At 41.7% G+C, this 17,270-nt stretch carries 16 protein-coding genes; 9 read left to right on the top strand and 7 right to left on the bottom strand.

What is annotated here, in order from left to right:
• Positions 1 to 20: 20 nt before the first annotated feature.
• From AC1DU2_RS14925 to AC1DU2_RS14960, 8 genes are all read left to right on the top strand, one after another.
• Positions 21 to 356, top strand: coding sequence for a hypothetical protein (locus AC1DU2_RS14925; protein WP_477385131.1), 336 nt, complete (start codon positions 21 to 23; stop codon positions 354 to 356).
• Positions 357 to 389: 33 nt separating this feature from the next.
• On the top strand, positions 390 to 1,262 hold the full coding sequence (locus tag AC1DU2_RS14930) for a hypothetical protein (protein ID WP_477385132.1): 873 nt from the start codon (positions 390 to 392) through the stop codon (positions 1,260 to 1,262).
• Positions 1,263 to 1,271: 9 nt separating this feature from the next.
• Positions 1,272 to 1,955 carry a response regulator transcription factor gene (locus tag AC1DU2_RS14935; protein WP_477385133.1) on the top strand — a complete coding sequence of 228 codons (684 nt, stop codon included), beginning with the start codon at positions 1,272 to 1,274 and terminating at the stop codon, positions 1,953 to 1,955.
• 4 nt (positions 1,956 to 1,959) lie between these two features.
• Positions 1,960 to 3,294 carry a sensor histidine kinase gene (locus AC1DU2_RS14940; RefSeq protein WP_477385134.1) on the top strand — a complete coding sequence of 445 codons (1,335 nt, stop codon included), beginning with the start codon at positions 1,960 to 1,962 and terminating at the stop codon, positions 3,292 to 3,294.
• A 233-nt stretch (positions 3,295 to 3,527) separates the two neighbouring features.
• Positions 3,528 to 4,208, top strand: a complete 681-nt coding sequence (locus AC1DU2_RS14945; RefSeq protein ID WP_477354959.1) for a YiaD family glycine zipper/OmpA-like lipoprotein — start codon at positions 3,528 to 3,530, stop codon at positions 4,206 to 4,208.
• A 259-nt stretch (positions 4,209 to 4,467) separates the two neighbouring features.
• Positions 4,468 to 4,857 carry an HYC_CC_PP family protein gene (locus AC1DU2_RS14950; protein WP_477354962.1) on the top strand — a complete coding sequence of 130 codons (390 nt, stop codon included), beginning with the start codon at positions 4,468 to 4,470 and terminating at the stop codon, positions 4,855 to 4,857.
• Between the two features lie 72 nt (positions 4,858 to 4,929).
• A complete protein-coding gene (locus AC1DU2_RS14955; protein ID WP_477354965.1) occupies positions 4,930 to 5,430 on the top strand; it encodes a heavy-metal-associated domain-containing protein in 501 nt (166 codons plus the stop codon).
• 21 nt (positions 5,431 to 5,451) lie between these two features.
• Positions 5,452 to 6,252, top strand: a complete 801-nt coding sequence (locus tag AC1DU2_RS14960) for a hypothetical protein (RefSeq protein WP_477354968.1) — start codon at positions 5,452 to 5,454, stop codon at positions 6,250 to 6,252.
• A 68-nt stretch (positions 6,253 to 6,320) separates the two neighbouring features.
• Here AC1DU2_RS14960 and AC1DU2_RS14965 read toward each other — a convergent pair whose 3' ends face one another.
• From AC1DU2_RS14965 to AC1DU2_RS14980, 4 genes are all read right to left on the bottom strand, one after another.
• Positions 6,321 to 7,451: an acyltransferase family protein gene (locus AC1DU2_RS14965; protein ID WP_477385135.1), complete on the bottom strand. Its 1,131-nt coding sequence runs from the start codon at positions 7,449 to 7,451 to the stop codon at positions 6,321 to 6,323.
• A 105-nt stretch (positions 7,452 to 7,556) separates the two neighbouring features.
• Complete coding sequence (locus AC1DU2_RS14970; protein WP_477385136.1) at positions 7,557 to 9,338, bottom strand: RagB/SusD family nutrient uptake outer membrane protein; 1,782 nt, start codon at positions 9,336 to 9,338, stop codon at positions 7,557 to 7,559.
• Positions 9,339 to 9,360: 22 nt separating this feature from the next.
• On the bottom strand, positions 9,361 to 12,798 hold the full coding sequence (locus AC1DU2_RS14975) for a TonB-dependent receptor (protein ID WP_477385137.1): 3,438 nt from the start codon (positions 12,796 to 12,798) through the stop codon (positions 9,361 to 9,363).
• Between the two features lie 263 nt (positions 12,799 to 13,061).
• Entirely contained in the window at positions 13,062 to 14,123 is a 1,062-nt protein-coding gene (locus tag AC1DU2_RS14980) for a FecR family protein (RefSeq protein WP_477385138.1), read from the bottom strand.
• 243 nt (positions 14,124 to 14,366) lie between these two features.
• On the opposite strand from AC1DU2_RS14980, the gene AC1DU2_RS14985 reads away from it, so the two are divergent.
• A complete protein-coding gene (locus AC1DU2_RS14985) occupies positions 14,367 to 14,963 on the top strand; it encodes an RNA polymerase sigma-70 factor (RefSeq protein WP_477385139.1) in 597 nt (198 codons plus the stop codon).
• On the opposite strand, the gene AC1DU2_RS14990 is transcribed toward AC1DU2_RS14985, so the two are convergent.
• From AC1DU2_RS14990 to AC1DU2_RS15000, 3 genes are all read right to left on the bottom strand, one after another.
• Positions 14,928 to 15,182, bottom strand: a complete 255-nt coding sequence (locus AC1DU2_RS14990; RefSeq protein WP_477385140.1) for a Txe/YoeB family addiction module toxin — start codon at positions 15,180 to 15,182, stop codon at positions 14,928 to 14,930. The two genes, AC1DU2_RS14985 and AC1DU2_RS14990, sit on opposite strands and share 36 nt — an antisense overlap.
• The gene (locus AC1DU2_RS14995; protein ID WP_477354988.1) at positions 15,179 to 15,433 is read right to left on the bottom strand and encodes a type II toxin-antitoxin system Phd/YefM family antitoxin; all 255 of its coding nucleotides are present in this window, start codon (positions 15,431 to 15,433) and stop codon (positions 15,179 to 15,181) included. The genes AC1DU2_RS14990 and AC1DU2_RS14995 overlap by 4 nt, the downstream gene beginning before the upstream one ends.
• 167 nt (positions 15,434 to 15,600) lie before the next feature.
• Positions 15,601 to 17,136 carry an IS1182 family transposase gene (locus AC1DU2_RS15000; RefSeq protein WP_477385141.1) on the bottom strand — a complete coding sequence of 512 codons (1,536 nt, stop codon included), beginning with the start codon at positions 17,134 to 17,136 and terminating at the stop codon, positions 15,601 to 15,603.
• Positions 17,137 to 17,270 lie beyond the last annotated feature (134 nt).

Genomic DNA, 17,270 nt, shown 5'->3' on the forward strand with positions numbered 1-17,270 from the left:
TTAAGTTTTTCTTCCTCTCAATGGTAAAGTGGTTTGCGTATATTGTCCTGTTATTGATATTTACGCCACGATTATCAGCTGCCGGTACTACAAACAGCCCATCACATCCGGTTGAATACCATCGTGCAATTAAGATGCAGTATCATAATTTACCGGTCGATACTACGTTAAAAAGTAAAAAGGAGCAGGAAGAAAAAAATAAAATTAAAGAGGTAGCTAAAGCAAAACGGCAGGCCAAGCCGGCAAAGGTAGATGAAAACACTCCGCCCGTGCCGCCTAAACCCAAGCCTAAAAGACAGCGCCGCCCTGAAGGGTTGGAGCGTCCGCCGGAAATACCTCGACGAAATGGCGATTAAACAGGTGGTTAACAAACAATTTACCAATTTTTGATGAAGTACCTTTGCTTACTTTTTTTTATTGCCGGCAGTAATGCCTTATATGCTACGGGTATTAACAATACGCTTTTTACCGGTGGCAACATCCACATTGTGGCCGATACAGATACAATCATCAGGAAACAGTCTGTTTCGGTAGGGGTAAACTATGGCAGCGACGCGCTCTTTTTCGGGCGCACCAGCCCGGTTAAATATCCCTTTGTTACGGGCGATGTTATTTATAACACTAAGCAGGGTTTTTTTGCTTACGGCTCCATTTTAAAGGTTTTAGGGTATGCGCCGGTTGACGAAGTTGATGTTGGCGGCGGCTACTTTTATWAATTTTCCAAACAGTTTTCAGGAGCAGTAAGCTATACCCGGTTTATATTTAATAAACAGGCCAATGTTATTAAGTCGGCCTCGTCAAATGATATCAACCTGAAAAACTCATACGACTGGAAGTTTTTGAAAACCAGCGTTATAGCCGACTTTCTTTTTGGCAAATCAAACGACTTTTTTGTTACCGTTACAAACTCCAAATACATTGAAACCAGCTGGAGCATTTTTGACGACCAGGATTACCTTTCATTTAATCCATCATTTAACTTTATAACAGGTACACAAAATTTTGTGCAGCGCTACTCGGTAGATCATCGTTTTAAGCAGGAGATTGACAATATTTATGTGTTCGATGATCCAAACTCAGCGCGTTATAACCGTAAGTTTAAAATGCTTAACTACAGCTTTAAAGTACCTATTGCTTATAACCGGCCTCATTATACCCTCGAGGCCTCATGGCGTTATTCAATCCCGGTTAATGTAGAGGGGGTGCTTGAAAATCACAAAGAATCGTTTTTTAACCTTACATTTTTTTACTTGTTTTATTAGCAACAGCGCATGAATATTTTGATCATCGAAGACGAAAAAGCGCTTGCACATGAGCTGGAAATATTCCTGACCAATTATAATTACATCTGCGAGGTTTGTTATGACGGGGCTTCGGCATCAGAAAAAATTGCCGTCAATTTATATGATTTTATCCTGATAGACCTCGGCTTACCTGATTACGATGGCCTTGACCTGTTAAAAGAAGTAAAAAAACTGGGCTTAGATGCGGCTTGTATTATACTAACCGCCCGTACCGAGATTAATGACCGTATTAAAGGGCTTGATTTAGGGGCCGATGATTACCTGCCCAAACCTTTTTCGCTGCTTGAACTGCAAAGCAGGATGCAGGCCATCATCCGCCGCAAGTTTGGGGTAAAAAATAACATTATTGATCTTGATGGCTTCCTGATTGATTTAACCAACCGTACCATTTCATATGGCACCAGCATGGTTAATACCATTACAAAAAAGGAATTTGACCTGATTGCTTACCTCATTCTGCATAAAAACCGTACGCTTACCAGGATGCAGTTAAGCGAACATATTTGGGGTAGTGTAGTTAATAATGATTACGACTCCAATTATATAGACGCGCACATCAAAAATATACGGAAAAAATTAAATGCATTTGCATCACCCGATTGGCTGGAGACCGTGCGCGGGCTGGGATATAAAGTAAAGATAAACGCCTGAATATTTGAAATTAAGGACAAAACTTACGCTTTTTAACGCCATATCAAAATTGGTGATTGTGATACTGTTTGTATTGCTGGTACCCGTATTGATAAAAAACATAAGTAGCAGTTATGTTGATAGCAAGCTGATAAAGCAAAAAAACAAGCTGCTGCAAATTGTAAAAAGCCAGGGCATTGAAACTTATATTGTAAACGGCGAAGGATACGGCAGCTACCTGCCCCTTAAAGACGAATACATTAGCCTTGATGAAGTTGACTCTAAATATTTTTTAGATACCATCCAACGCGGTAAACGCCTTTTTAGCGAGGGTGATACCCTTGAATACCGCATTTTGAGCCATACCTTTAAAGTTAAAAATAAAAACTACCTGCTGGAGATTGGCAAAAGCGTGGATACACTTGACGAAACCAGTGTGCCGTTGCAAAACCTGGCCTTCGAGGTATTGTTAGGTATGATATTACTTACTGTACTTGCCGACCAGGTTTACTCCAATTATGTGCTTAAGCCATTACGCATCATTATAAAAACCAAGCTGGTAGGTCAAAAGTTCCCTAATTTCCAGTCGTACCGCAAAGTGCGCACTACCACATCTGATTTTGAGCATCTTGATCTGAGCATCCATAAAATGATTGAGACTATTGCCGATAAATTTCACCGGGAACGTGAGTTTATTTCCAATGCATCGCATGAGTTGATGACGCCTATATCTATCCTTCAATCAAAAATTGAAAACATGTTTGAGGAAGAGGATATCAATGACGAGCTAAAGGTGCGTTTGCTGGAGATGCAGAAGATTCTTAACCGGCTTAAAAGTATCACCAAAACGCTGCTGCTGATATCGCAGATTGAAAATGAGCAGTTTTTAAAAGAGGACAGGGTTTCAGTTGCCGAGCTGTTACAAGATGTTTATGACGAAATTTCTATACGTCTGCAGGATAAAAACATAAGTTATGAAATTTCAGTCCCGGATAACTGGCACATGGTTAATATCAACAAATTCCTATTATTTAACTTGTTTTTTAACCTGATTAACAACGCCATAAAATATAACCGCGAAGGTGGTAGTATCCGGGTTGCCGCGGTGGCTGTTCACGATAAATTTTTAATCAGTATAACTGATACCGGCATAGGTATCGATACCGACGCCATTCCTCTTATATTTAACCGCTTTAAAAAATTTCGCCAGTCATTACAACAGGACAGCTTTGGCCTTGGCTTGCCCATTGTAAAATCAATAGCCGGATTTCATGATATCGAAATTGATGTGGTATCCGAAAAAAATGTAGGCAGCACCTTCAAACTCATCTTCCCGGCTACGTTAATCATAGTTAGCTAAGCACCTTTCTTTAGCTTGCTTTTTGTATCTGGAATTTTACATTCATGTACTAAAAACTAGTCGAATTCTTTGATTAGGACTAAACGTTATTCTCTTTTCAAATCCCTGGTTTCTTAATTGTTAAAAAAATATAGCGATAGTGTGGGTTTATCGGCAAATCTGGTTGGTTTATCCCAATTGGGCTTTTGGCATCTGCTTTGCAAATGGTAATCTATATATACAATTATACTATTATGAAATCTTTAAAAATCAAGGTAGCAACTTTAAGTTTAGCATTGGCTACCGTTGGAATATTAGGCTCGGGCTGTAACTCATTAACTAAAACACAAAAAGGAGCTGCTATTGGCGCAGGTGCTGGTGGTACTGTAGGCGCTTTTATTGGCAAGGCTGCAGGTAACACTGCTTTGGGTGCTATTATTGGTGGTGCTGTAGGTGGTACAGCAGGTGCATTTATTGGCCGGAATATGGATAGGCAAGCTGCCGAAATTAAGCAAACCGTACCCGGCGCTACTGTAACCCGTGAGGGCGAAGGTATCCTGGTGAAATTCGACTCGGGCATTTTGTTTGATACCGATAAATCTGCCTTAAAAGCAGAAGCACAAAGCAATTTGCAAAAACTTGCAGCATCGCTTCAAAACAACCCCGAAACCAATATTTTAATTGTTGGCCATACCGATAATACAGGAAGTGACGCGCACAATATGGATTTATCAATACAAAGGGCACAATCTGTAAAATCATACATCGCAGCTCAAAATGTTCCTGCATCACGATTACAAACTTCGGGCAAGGGCGAAACCGAACCAATTGCCGACAATACAACAGTAGATGGCCGTTCAAAAAACCGCCGGGTAGAAATTGTAATTGTTGCCAACTCAACCATGAAAGACCAGGCTAAACAGTCGGCTCAATAATATAATTTATTAGTTTTAAGATCACGTTAATTAGAAAAACCTGGCCGCGAGGGCCGGGTTTTCTTGTTTTAGCCCCGGAAACTATCTTTGCCCGGTTGTTACAAGTGGCTTATTTGGCAATGCACGGAAGCCCCCTTCCAATTACAACATTACTATTAGGCACAACAAAAACGGCAACAAGTATAGTAATATTCATTACATCAACTTTCTTCTCCAAAAACAATTTGTAATCAACAAGTTAATCACCTATTTTTGCTATATGCTAAAAAAACCAGGAGCGGTATTATTGACTATGCTGTACGTTGTTACAGTATTAGGCTTTGCGCTTAACCTGCATTATTGCGGCAACAACATCTCATCTGTTAAAATTAACGCACCTGCTGTTGCCTGCGGCATGGATAAGGTTGCGGGCAAAATGAATTGCTGCAAAGACAGCCAGTTGCAGGTAAAGGTTAAAGATGTACACCAGGCCGAAGAAACATCTTTTTTAAGCCAAATATTGGGTTTTGAATTGCCTCACCTTCCATTTGGTAATTATTCCTTTTTTCCGCAGCAGCCATCGCTCGAAAAATATTTTGACCGTGCACCTCCCGATGAGCCCGTGCAAAGTATAGCATCGTTTATCAAAAATTGTATTTTCCGGATCTGATAAATTAATTGAACCCTTAATAACCAGGTATTTTACCACAGTTTAATTCAATATTAATTTAAAAAGATTCAAATGAAAACGCTTAAAATATTCATCATTATATTTTCTCTATCTGCTACCGTTGCAAAAGCTCAATTTACCAAAGCTGAATTACAGGTTAGCGGGCTTACCTGCGCCCTTTGCGCCAAATCAACAGAAAAAGCACTCCGCACCCTGCCTTTTATAGGCGACATTAAAACAGACCTGATCCGTAATACTTATCTCATTACCTTTAAAAACGATGTGCCGGTAAATTTTGAGTTAATGAGCAAAAAAGTACAAGGCTCGGGATTTTCGGTAAACAGCTTGAAAGCCACTTACAACTTTGATAACACCAAAGTAGCCGATAACAATTTCAGCTACGGGGGCGATATTTACAAGCTGCTTAATCCTGCCAATAAACCAACCAGCGGCACAGTTAATGTTACCGTTGTTGACCAGGGATTTGCACCAAAATCGGTATCAAAAAAATACCTGGGCCAGGTAACTGATACAGCACCCGCATCGGGCCGTGTTTATCATTTAGCCATATAGTTTTTCATTTAATCCTTTTTTATGAGAATCTTAATTCTGGCTATTTGCCTAACGGCTATGGCATGTCCTGTTTTTTCGCAGGAATTGTATGTAAATACCGAACCAGCCAGTAACATGGCCACCAGTTCATTAGGTATCCGGATAGAAAACCAGGGCTTTTTTAGTCCTACCTACAAAAACCGCAGCACTATTGAGGCTATGTATGGCGTAAGCCGCCACCTGATGGTACATGGATCTGTTTACATGTCTGATTATTACAGCAACAATCAACATTTTGATGGGGGTAGCATATACGCCAAATATCGATTCCTTTCGATTGACACCGTTCAGCAGCATTTCAGGGGCGCCGCTTTTGTTAAACTGGCCAGCATCAATAACCCGGCGCCCAACCAGGAAATAACTTTAGAGGGCGATAACAGCGGCCTGCAAAGCGGCGTTGTATTTACGCAACTGCTACATAAACTGGCTATATCCGGTTCGGCAAGCTATATCAGGGCGTTTGATAATGCCGGTGGACATACGCTACCTGCATTGCAGGCCAGGAATGCCGCCGCCTATACCCTATCGGCGGGTTACCTGCTATTACCCCGGCACTACCGCGACTATAGCCAAACAAATATGAACCTGTATGTAGAACTGTTAGGCAAAACCAATCCGGGCCATGCACAAAGTTACCTGGATGTTGCACCAGCCGTGCAGTTTATTTTTAACAGTTTGTGCCGGCTGGATTTTTCATACCGCACACCACTGTACAATGCCATGGAGCGTAACTCCAAAAACATGTACCTGGTTAGACTGGAATATAACTTTTTTAATCTGTAGTTCTTTCAAAACTGAAAGGCGCGGCCATCACATGACAGCGCCTTTCGGTTTATTTGCAGGTTTAACGCTTACACGCGGATATAAATCTTCTTTTTATCAAGCAGGTAACCTACAAACCAGCAAACAAGCATATAGCTTATGGCAAACAGCAATGAGCCAATTGCACCGGGTATTACAGCCTGGTATATATTGGTATTTATCCAATTGTATAAACTGTTACCCTTTACAGTAAACATGTAAAAGAAAATCACCAAAGTTTCTGACAATACATAAAGCGGTAGTGGATTTTTGCCCAAGATGGTAAAAAACCTTGTCCAGTTGCCTTTGTTCCAATCGTTAATCTCCAGGGCATACACCAGGAATGACAGGATCACCAGATCAAGGCCTGTTGTTATCAGTACAAACGGGCTGCTCCATAGCTTTTTGTTAATAGGGAACACCATATTCCAGCATAGAGCAATAAAGATGAAAAGGCAGCCCATGAGCAGCATTTTTGATATCACATCGTACCCTTTGCCTCTTTGCTGAATAAATTTACCGGCGTAGTAGCCAACCACCACGTTTACAATAGCCGGTAAGGTGCTAAGGATACCTTCGGGATCAAATGCTTTTCCTTCGCCATGGTACATATGATCGGCTCCAAGTACTAGCTTATCCAGGTAATAGCCCGCGTTTCCGGTCATACTTAATGGGTTTAGCGGATCGCCAAAAACAAGCAGGATAATCCAATAACCTACCAGGAACAGGATGGATAAAATAATAACCGACCGCTTTGATAAAAAATGGATCATGAGCGACGCAAAACAGTAACACAACGCTATGCGTTGCAAAACCCCAAAAATACGGGTGTGGCTTATCGGCGAAAACTCAAAGTGCCCTTTATCAAAATTGAAGAACGGGAACCAATACATGAGGTACCCTATTAAAAATATCAATAGCGTGCGTTTAAATATTTTGGTAAGTACGGCCGCGTTGCCCATCTCGATATAGCGCTTCATCGAAAAACTCATGGCGTTGCCTACCGCAAATAAAAACGATGGAAATACCAGGTCGGTTGGGGTGAACCCATGCCAGGCCGCATGCTGTAGGGGTGCAAAGGCGTCAGCCCCGCTCCCTGGTGTATTCACGATGATCATAAAACATAAAGTCATCCCTCTAAATACATCCAGCGATAAAAATCGTGTCGATGATGTGTTCATATTTTGGTTTATAGTTGTTGGCTGGTTTACTACAGGAGGTAATACGCAGCAATTTGAGAAAATCTGCCGGAATATAAAAACCCCGGCAGATATAATTATAATTTATTAATGGTAACCCGGGTTTTGTTTAAGCACCGGCGAACCGCCTTTGGCACTCAGGTCAATTTCAATAAGCGGAATAGGGTAATATTCGCTTTTGCCTTTTAAAAACTTACCTCCCTTAACATCGTTGGTAAACTTGCTTTCATAGGTTATATAGGCATTCAACTCGGTATCGGCAATACCCCATCTAACCAAATCAAAAAAGCGATGCCCTTCCATTGCCAGTTCAATTTTACGTTCAAAATAAATGGCTTTCAGCGCAAAATCTTTACCTGTAAAAGCACCGGCAGGGTAAACGCTAACTTTATAATTAGCGGCTGGTGTGTTGGTGAAGCCAGCGGTAGGGTTATCATTGTCTTTATAGTTGTGTACCCATCCAGATGTGTTGGTAGCCCTGCTGCGTACCATGTTTACATAACTTTCAGCCTTATCAAAATTACCCAGCTGGGCTTCAGCCTCGGCAGCCATCAATAGCACATCGGCATAGCGAATGAGGTTTACATTAATACCCGAACCCGGCGCCCACGAAGTATTATCCCCGTTTTCACTCTGCTCGGCCTGTCCATATACATTTTTTATGGGCGAGTAAGGGCCCCCGTACTGCTGATCGCGTACCCAATCGGTGCCCGGGTGGATACCCCAATCAAGATATGGTATGCCTCTGCGGCCGACAGTCCAATCAAGACGGGGATCTATGGTACCGCCATCGGGTGTAAAATCATCACCTGCCGCTACTCCCATGTCGGTTGTCAAAGCGTGGCTGTTGTAATCATCCAGGTATGGCAAGCCGGTAGCCGGGTTGGTACGGAAATGGTTGGCCAGCTCAATTGATGGCTGATAAAAACCACAGCAGCTAAACGGACTGCTGTTACCATACGGAAAATTCAGCATATCGCCGTCGTTGGCGTTTGAAGGCCCGTTGGGATCGCTGTTTGCGGCTGCCTGAACAGCAAAAACCGACTCGGCGCTATTATTGGTGGCCGTTCTGAAGTTATCATTAAACTTTTCGTTTAACGCATATTTTAAGCCCAATGCGGTTACACCCTGCGCAATAATGGCATCAAAAACAGTCTTAGCCTCGGTATATTTATGCTCATATAAATATGTTTTTGCCAAATATGCTCCCGCTGCCCATTTGTTGGCCCGACCTACATTAGCCTGTGTATTGGGCAAATTATTATAGGCATACAGAAAATCGGCCTCAATTTTTGGCCATATATCTGTTGTATTGGGCTGATTGATATCGGTAGTAGTTTCATCAAGATACGGCACATTGTTAAACATCTTCTTCAGATCAAAATAGTAATGGGCGCGTAAAAACCTTGCCTGTGCTATAATGTTTGTTTTGGTAGCGGCGGCAATAGTGGCAACTTTGTTGGTGATACCAATAGTATTGTTGGTTCTTGAAATCCCTTCATAATCGGCCCTCCATTTGCTGTCAAAAAAACCGTTACTGGCATCGGGGTTATACTTCATAATGGGCTCAATAGGTTGCTGATCGCCGGCAATGCTTCCCTTTGAAGCATCCCCGCCGGCCACGCCGCCGTAAATCCAGTTATCGGGCGATGCCTCCCATGAACCGCCACCACCTATGGCAGCATCGCCGCCCTGCTGGCCGTCAAGGGCCGCGTAGGCGCCTACCAGTAATTCCTGGGCACCGGCTTCGGTTTGTAAAAACTGTGGCTCAAGCGCGCCGTTAATTGGTTTATCAAGAAATGTTTTTTTACATGCACCCAGCGCAAAAACGCTAAGCAACAGGATGCTGAAATATTTTTTTGCTTTCATTGTAATACTTTTAATGCTGTGTTTATAATGAAAAATTTACACCGAATAAAAATGTACGTGGACTGGCGTAGCTGCCTTCATCAATACCGAAATCTTTGGTATTGCCGCTCAATTCCGGGTCGATGCCGCTATAACCGGTTAATGTGAACAGGTTGGTAGCCGATACATAGATCCTTAATTTTTGAACGCCTGCTTTTTTCAGGCCGGGAATTTTAAAGGTGTAGCCAATTTGCGCGTTGCGCATCCTCACGTAGGTACCGTTTTCAACAAAATAAGAATTTGGTGTTGCGCCACTGCTGGTTGATGCATCCAGCTCCTGTATAGGCGCTTTTGCATTTTGATGCGTGGGCGTCCATGAATCATTAAGCGCGGTATAGCTTTTGGCCGTTCCAAACGAGGCGTAAAAGTCCCGCCAGTATTTCACGCTGTTCCATAATTTATTGCCAAATGAGCCGTAAAGGAATACACTGGCATCAAAGTTTTTATAATTTACACTCAGGTTTAAACCGGTTGTAAATTTAGGGTTAGGGTTACCGATGAATGTACGATCGGCATCGGTAATTATACCATCACCATTAACATCTTTATATTTAAACCGGCCAACTTTGGTATCCGATTGATAAACAGCATTTGGGTCGCCGCTTATTTTTTGAGCGCTGGCATCGGCGGCATCAATTTGCGCCTGGGTATTCCAAAAACCATCCACCTGGTAGCCATAAAATTCGCCTAATGAATGGCCTACTGCGCTCCTGGTTATCGGGCCGTCAAAGCGGCTGGTGGCATCGCCCGGGAAATAATCCCTATCATCAGATACCTTTAATATTTTGTTATTATAGGTGGTTAAGGTTCCTGTGGCACTAAAGCTTAGCTCCTTATTTACGTTTAAATTGGTTGTTACAGATATATCTAACCCGTCTGTTTTCATTTTACCTACGTTTTGTGCAGGCACATTACCATTACCGGCAGTACCCAATTGCTTGGCTGCATATAAAAGATCTTTAATGTCTTTACGGTAGTAATCGGCGGTTATAGCTACTTTTCCGTTAAGGATGGTAGCATCAAAACCAAAGTTGGAGTTGATATCTTTTTCCCACAATGCGTTGGGGTTGGCTATCTGGTCCTGGTAAAAACCTGGCAACAAAGCTGCATTGCCATCTAAAGGATAGTATGATTGGCCTATGTTGGTATTAAAAGTGGTAAAGGCATCTTTGGCCCCCATATTAATCTGGTTACCCATAATACCCCAGCCGCCTCTCACTTTCAAGTCGGTAAGCCATTTTACTTCTTTCAAAAAGCTTTCCTGAGAAATACGCCATCCCGCACTAAAAGCCGGGAAGTAGCCATAACGTTGGGTTACCGGAAATTTAGACGAACCATCACGGCGAATGGTAGCATTAAACAGGTATTTGTTATCAAAAATATAATCAAGGCGGGCAAACTCCGAGAAAAGCGAGGTAGCACTTTTGCCGCTGTAAATATTTTTGTTGGTGGTCCCTGTAGAAAGGTTAACGTAATCTGGGTCGAAGTTATAGAAGCCCTGTATGCTGCCCCCCTGCCCGCTGTTGTAAGTTTCAACAGATTCGGTACCTACTACCACATTAAGGCTATGCTTTCCGAATTGTTTTTGATAGGTAAGGGTGTTTGTCCAGTTGTAGGTATAATTACTGTATGAATCTTCGCCATAACTGTTGGTTTGCGAATTTTCGACATTTTCATAGGTTGGGTAGTTAAAGTAATGGTCGTTACCGTTGGTAATGTCGCCACCAAAACTGGTGCGCAGGGTTAGCCCCTTAACTATGTCTGCTTCGGCAAACATATTACCTAACAGGCGGTAATCTGTAGCGCCGCTTACTTTTGAACGTTGCTGTATGGCCACCGGGTTGTTAGCATCGCCCAAGCCGGTGCCGTAACTGCCGGCGTAGTTACCTTTAATATCATATACCGGAATAATTGGCTGCTCCCTTAAGGCCATGGCAATAACACCATCAGGATTGTTTGTACTTACTTTAGGGTTTTTAGTAATAGAGTAGGCCAGGTTTTCGCCTACCCGGATATGCTTGGTAATATTAAATGTAGTGTTTGAGCGTAAGGTGTACCGTTTTAAATAAGTGTCAATCAATGTTCCCTGCTGATTAAAATAATTAAGCGAGAACAGGTAGCTCGCCTGGTCGCTGCTGCCGCTTAGGGTTATGTTATGACTGGTTATAGGGGCTGATTTAAATAGTTCGTGATACCAATCGGTGCCTGCTTTATTTGCCCTTGTTATACGGTAAAAGTTATTATAATCATCTGGCGAAGTATACAAGGGATTAACATAATATTTCGAGGGGTTTACCGCAGCGCTTCCCTCTTTTGCACCGGCGGGAGTAATATAATCAGGCAATGTAAATTTTGAATTTGCCCCGGTAGGATTATACAGCGGGTCGGTAAAATCTGTTATTCCCGAATTTTTTTCGGCCATTAGCTGAAGGTCGGCCGTTTGTTGCGGATTTAAGGTATGCCAAACATTACCCCCTTTAGGTACCTGCGAGCCATAATAAGCATCATACTGAATGCTCACTTTGCCCTTGCCCCTTTTGGTGGTAATGATGATAACCCCGTTTGCAGCTCTGGCACCATATATTGAAGCTGAGCTTGCATCCTTTAATACCTGTAACGATTCAACGTCATTTGGGTTAAGCGTGCTTACATCATAAGTTTCCATCCCATCAACCACGTACAATGGGGTGTTATCGCCAAACGTGTTAAAACCCCTGATGTGTACCTGGGGCTCTTCGCCCGGCTGACCCGATCCCGTTACTGTAACCCCCGATGCCTGCCCCTGTAACTGGCTGTTTACCGATGATGAAGCCTGTTTATTCAAATCCTTAACATTAACTACTGCTACGGCACCGGTAAGGTCTTTTTTCTTTTGAGTGGTATAACCAACTACGACAACCTCATTCAAGGCTTTTGATTCTTCAACAAGCTTTACGTTTACCACTGTTTGGCCGCCAATGGGCACTTCCTGCGGTGTAAAGCCTAAAAAGTTAAACAGTAGCGTACCTGTACCATCGGGCAATGTAAGGCTGTATTTTCCGTCGATGTTGGTTACTGTTCCTAATGTGCTCCCTTTAAGTTTTATGCTAACTCCGGGTAGCGGCAGCCCGGCAGCATCTGTAACGGTACCGGTAACCGTAACGGTTGCTATAGTTTTGCCATCGGCCGGTTTAATAATAATGATGTTGTCAACCACCTGGAAGGTAAGCTGTTGGTTTTTAAGCACATCTTTCATTACCGTTTCAATACTGGCGTTTTGCAGTTCAACATTAATTTTTTTATCAATGTTAACCTGGTCAAGGCGGTAAAAAACCGTGTATTTGCTGCTTTTTTCAATCTGCTTAAACATCTGTTTAACAGATATATTGTTTACATTAAAGTTGTAAACGTTTTGCGAAAAAACAGCTGCGTGTATTTGCATTATTCCCGTCAAGAGTAAAACAGTTACAAGCTTCATAATTTTAATCGTTTTTTGCCACGCACGCGCAGCCATTACAGATTTTCTGTCAAAATTTATCATAAATTTGTTTGTTAATCAGTTAATACGATGCTTCCCCAAGCGTAGGGTATTAGCTATTGATTTTATTGAAGCCCGGAGTGTTAGCGCACACCGGGTTTTTTATTTTGAAAGAGAGAGCGTTAGTTTATCTCCATAGGTTATTTTGTTTTTAAAGGGTTAACAGATTAGTTTTTATTGTTTTTTGTGATGTTTATTGTATTGCCGGCAATAGAATAGTTAATGGCTGTATTGCCTTTTATCAGTTCCAAAACCTTATCTATACTGGCTATGCTTTTGAAACTGCCAGAATAGCGAATGTTTTGCAGCTCGGCATCGTCCATAATAATTTTTACATTGTACCTGCGTTCCAGCACTTTAGATATCTCGTCGAGCGTATTACCATCAAATACCAGCAAATCATCCTTCCACCCATCGTAGCGGTCCATTTTTGCCGAATCAACCTGCGATACCTGTATCTCGTTTAGATTTTTCAATTCTTTATCATCCTGCTTTACCGCGTATTTTTCGGCACTGGGATAATATATCCTGAGCACCTGGTGCGGCTTAACATAGATGCGGTTCATCTCGCGGGTGTTATTATCTATGTTGCCTTCAACCGCTACCTCGCCTTTTACCACCGTGGTTTCAAAAAAGGAGTCGTTAGCATAAGCTTTCAGGTTGAATTTTGTGCCGATATCCCTAATGGTATAATTTTTAGTGTTAACCAAAAACGGGATAGTTTTGCTACCGGGAGCAATGTCGAAAAAAGCCTCGCCTTCCAGGTAAACAGTCCGGTTTGTTTTATTAAAATCAGTGTTGTATTTAAGCTTACTGCCTGCATTTAGCCAAACGATGGTACCATCGCTTAAAACTATTTTTTTTATGCCCCCATTATTAACAGATACCTGCCTTGTACTCTGCACATTTTTTGAATAATGGCTTATGAGCACAGCTGTTAGCAACCCAAACAGGGCCACAACAGCAGCTACTTTACTCCATAAAACAAGCACCCTGTATTTTGGCTCATGCGGGATGGTTGCCGCCGAAAATTTGGCGAATGCTTTCTCCTCATCAATAACATCGGGCTTCAGGTACAGCATGTTTTGCCAGGTTTCATATAGCTGGGCAAAGTACTGCTCATTCTCGGGGTGCGCATTAACCCATTCTCTCACCTGTTCCACCTCTTTTTCATCGGCTTCGCGGGCTATATATTTTACCAGTAACAGTTTTATTTCTTCGTTGTCCATTCGTGTTCTTATTAGCAAGACAACTGAGAAACCCCGTACCCTCAAACGGAATTAAAATATTTTTTTATTAAATTCGGACAAAGACAAAATTTCACCCTGCTAATTGCGAATTACACCCACAATGCAAAATATCGCGAGCGCATTTGTCAATATTTCCATATTAAATTTGATGCTTTCAAAATTTAATCGTTAACTTGTTAAAGTTTTTTAAAAAGTAATTCTTTTTACCTTCCCTATGAATAAATGATTACCTCAAAAGCCAACACATCAATAACAAAACTCACGCAGGGCGACGCCGGCGCGTTTGAAGTTTTATTTAAACTTCATTATACCCGCCTTACGCTTTTCGCCAATCGTTTTGTGAATGATTTGCCGGTGGCCGAGGAGATAGTTGCCGAAATATTTACTGATTTATGGGAGAAGGGCCATGAAGTTACCTTTTCAACATCGGTAAGTTCGTACTTGTATAAAATGGCGCAAAACCGCAGCCTCAATTATCTGAAGCACCAAAAAATAGAAAACCTTTACGTTGATTACCTGCAAAAAAACAACCTGCTTGACGAAGTACGCAGCGCCGTTGAAAACGGCTACGAAGAAAAAGAACTGGCCTGCCAGATAAAGGCAGCCATAAACACCCTCCCCGAAAAATGTCGCGAAATTTTTGTGTTGAGCCGCTTTAGCGATATGAAGTATAAGGAAATTGCCAGCAAGCTCAACATTTCGCCTAAAACGGTTGAACGCCAGGTGAGCATTGCCTTAGAGAAGTTGAGGCAGACCTTGAAACATGTGAGTTATTTTGATGTTTTAATAGTGATAGCGGCATTGGTGTATATGAATTGATCCGTTGTCAATTTTGTATACCAGACGATGTTCTAAATTTATCCGGCGAGACCACAAACCTGCTAAGTTATGCTTCAACGGCTCTGGTTTGCCAGAACCTTCAAATGGAGCTCTTTCTATTTCTTTTACTAAAGCATTTATCTTTCCGAAAATAGATTTATCGGTAGCCTGCCAGTATAAATAGTCCTCCCAGGCTTGATCGGAAAAAACAATCCTCACTCTTCAATCAGTTTTCTTTCGGTACCTAAACCATTTTCCAAATCCCCGATACTTTTCATCAGCCGGGCAGAATTTGCCGGACTCTTAAGCAAGTAAAATGTTTCTTCCATGCTTTCATAATCAGCTTTGGAAATAACTACAACATCCTCTGCATTCGTACTTGTAACCACTAAGGGTTTATGATCATTACGAACTTTATCCAGATAAAATTTCAGTTGCCGCCTAAATGTTGTATATGTGGTAACTTCCATTTGTTAAATTTTAAATAAAGATATAAAAACAAAACACGAGGCCGTATCATAAATCAAATGATGCGGTCTTTTTATTTTACGGCGGATAAATCGATTTCAAGTAGTTTTTTGATGTTGATTTCGAACTAACGAATATTMTTGATTAAGAACGAGTGAAAAGAAGGCCTTTAGGCAGCTTTTTTTCTTAGGTTTTGTGCGATTGAAAGTAAGCCCCATTCTATCGCTACTTTTTCTTTCCCACGGAGCATGAAGCGTCGGAACCCGTGGTTCTGTTTGATATTTCCGAATACGGGTTCAACGTCGAAACACCGTTTCTTTCGCCGTTCTATACCTTCCTGGCTGTTTAATAGTTCGTAAGCCTTTTGCTTTTGCCGCTTTAGGTTTTCATTGACCTCAATGATGCGGTTATTTCTTGATTTGTGGCATGCGCCGTTCAGTGGACAATTCCCACAGTTCTTTGCCTGGTATCTTTTTACATGCTGTTCAAATCCCGTACTGGTTTTCCTGATGTAATTTCCAATGAAATCCATTTGCTGGCCCATCGGGCAGATATAACAGTCTTTATCCTGGTTATAAAAAAGTTTATCCGAGGCAAAGGGAAACTTATTGTTATGGCTTTCATGCTGCTGTTTATCAAACATACCATACTTTACAAAAGCGGTAGTCTCTTTTTCTTCAAGCAAGGTATAATTTTCTTCTGATCCATACCCCGCATCTGCAGTAACCACTTTAGGGGCCTTGCCGAAACTGGTTTCATGCTGCGCTATATGGGCTGGAAACGTAGTGGTATCTGTAGGATTGGGATGAATGGTATAATTGACAATGAATTGATTGGATGTAGAGATCTGAACATTATAGCCCGGCTTTAACTGGCCATTTTTCATGTGGTCTTCTTTCATGCGCATGAAGGTAGCGTCAGGATCTGTTTTACTGTAACTGTTCCTTTCTTCCAGTATAGCTTCCTGCTGCTCGTATTTAGCAATGTTTACGGGATAGTTCTTAGTCACATATTGAAGCTTAGCCTTCATCTTCTTATCGGTGTTCTCTTTACCGGATAGTTTTTCATTGAGCTGATCTACCGTTGCCTTTACCTTCTGACTGTCGATCTCTGTGAAATCAGGCGGTTCAGGCATTTTGTCCTCATCGGCAGCGACCTGCTGCGCATACTGCCAGATCTCGGTCAGTTGTTTTTTCATTTTTTCCTTGTTCGTCTGGATTGATTTTTTCCAGACAAAAGTGTACTTGTTCGCATTGGCTTCAATCTTTGTTCCATCCGTATTGATCTCATCAATACTTAACAGCCCTTCATCAGCAAGTAGCTTTACCACATCTTCAAACACACTACGCAACGCATTCTTTAACCGAACACCCCTAAATCTGTTAATAGTATTATGATCGGGGTAACTCATTGAGCTCAGCCACATAAAGTAGATGCTTTCCTGGCATGCAGCCGCCAGCTTACGGCTGGAATAAATATTGGTCACATAGCCATAAACCAATACCTTCAGCAACAATTGAGGGTGATAACTGGAACTTCCCCTGATATGATAAGCTTTTAATAAAGGCTCAATATTGATCTTGTTAATTACTTCATTGACAACTCTAACCGGATGGGATTGCGGGATTAGCTCCTCCAGGGTTGGCGGAATAGCTAATATTTGCTGCTGATCATAGTGTTTGAAAACAGGTTGTCTGATTGCCATATCTCATATATCTATACTTTAAATATATGAAAATCAGATTGTTAAAACAAATAAAACCATAGATAACTAATTGATTTTATAGCAATAAACCATTAATAATAAAAAAGAGGCTGATCATGATTTATGATACAGCC

The sequence above is a fragment of the Mucilaginibacter sp. P4_C11 genome (assembly GCF_056402115.1).

Excerpts from the sequence above, each read along its gene's own strand:
- AC1DU2_RS14995 (WP_477354988.1), bottom strand. The coding sequence starts at position 15,433 with ATGGAAGTTACCACATATACAACATTTAGGCGGCAACTGAAATTTTAT.
- AC1DU2_RS14955 (WP_477354965.1), top strand. The coding sequence starts at position 4,930 with ATGAAAACGCTTAAAATATTCATCATTATATTTTCTCTATCTGCTACC.
- AC1DU2_RS14985 (WP_477385139.1), top strand. The coding sequence starts at position 14,367 with ATGATTACCTCAAAAGCCAACACATCAATAACAAAACTCACGCAGGGC.
- AC1DU2_RS15000 (WP_477385141.1), bottom strand. The coding sequence starts at position 17,136 with ATGGCAATCAGACAACCTGTTTTCAAACACTATGATCAGCAGCAAATA.
- AC1DU2_RS14945 (WP_477354959.1), top strand. The coding sequence starts at position 3,528 with ATGAAATCTTTAAAAATCAAGGTAGCAACTTTAAGTTTAGCATTGGCT.
- AC1DU2_RS14925 (WP_477385131.1), top strand. The coding sequence starts at position 21 with ATGGTAAAGTGGTTTGCGTATATTGTCCTGTTATTGATATTTACGCCA.
- AC1DU2_RS14975 (WP_477385137.1), bottom strand. The coding sequence starts at position 12,798 with ATGCAAATACACGCAGCTGTTTTTTCGCAAAACGTTTACAACTTTAAT.
- AC1DU2_RS14980 (WP_477385138.1), bottom strand. The coding sequence starts at position 14,123 with ATGGACAACGAAGAAATAAAACTGTTACTGGTAAAATATATAGCCCGC.
- AC1DU2_RS14950 (WP_477354962.1), top strand. The coding sequence starts at position 4,468 with ATGCTAAAAAAACCAGGAGCGGTATTATTGACTATGCTGTACGTTGTT.
- AC1DU2_RS14965 (WP_477385135.1), bottom strand. The coding sequence starts at position 7,451 with ATGAACACATCATCGACACGATTTTTATCGCTGGATGTATTTAGAGGG.
- AC1DU2_RS14935 (WP_477385133.1), top strand. The coding sequence starts at position 1,272 with ATGAATATTTTGATCATCGAAGACGAAAAAGCGCTTGCACATGAGCTG.
- AC1DU2_RS14970 (WP_477385136.1), bottom strand. The coding sequence starts at position 9,338 with ATGAAAGCAAAAAAATATTTCAGCATCCTGTTGCTTAGCGTTTTTGCG.
- AC1DU2_RS14960 (WP_477354968.1), top strand. The coding sequence starts at position 5,452 with ATGAGAATCTTAATTCTGGCTATTTGCCTAACGGCTATGGCATGTCCT.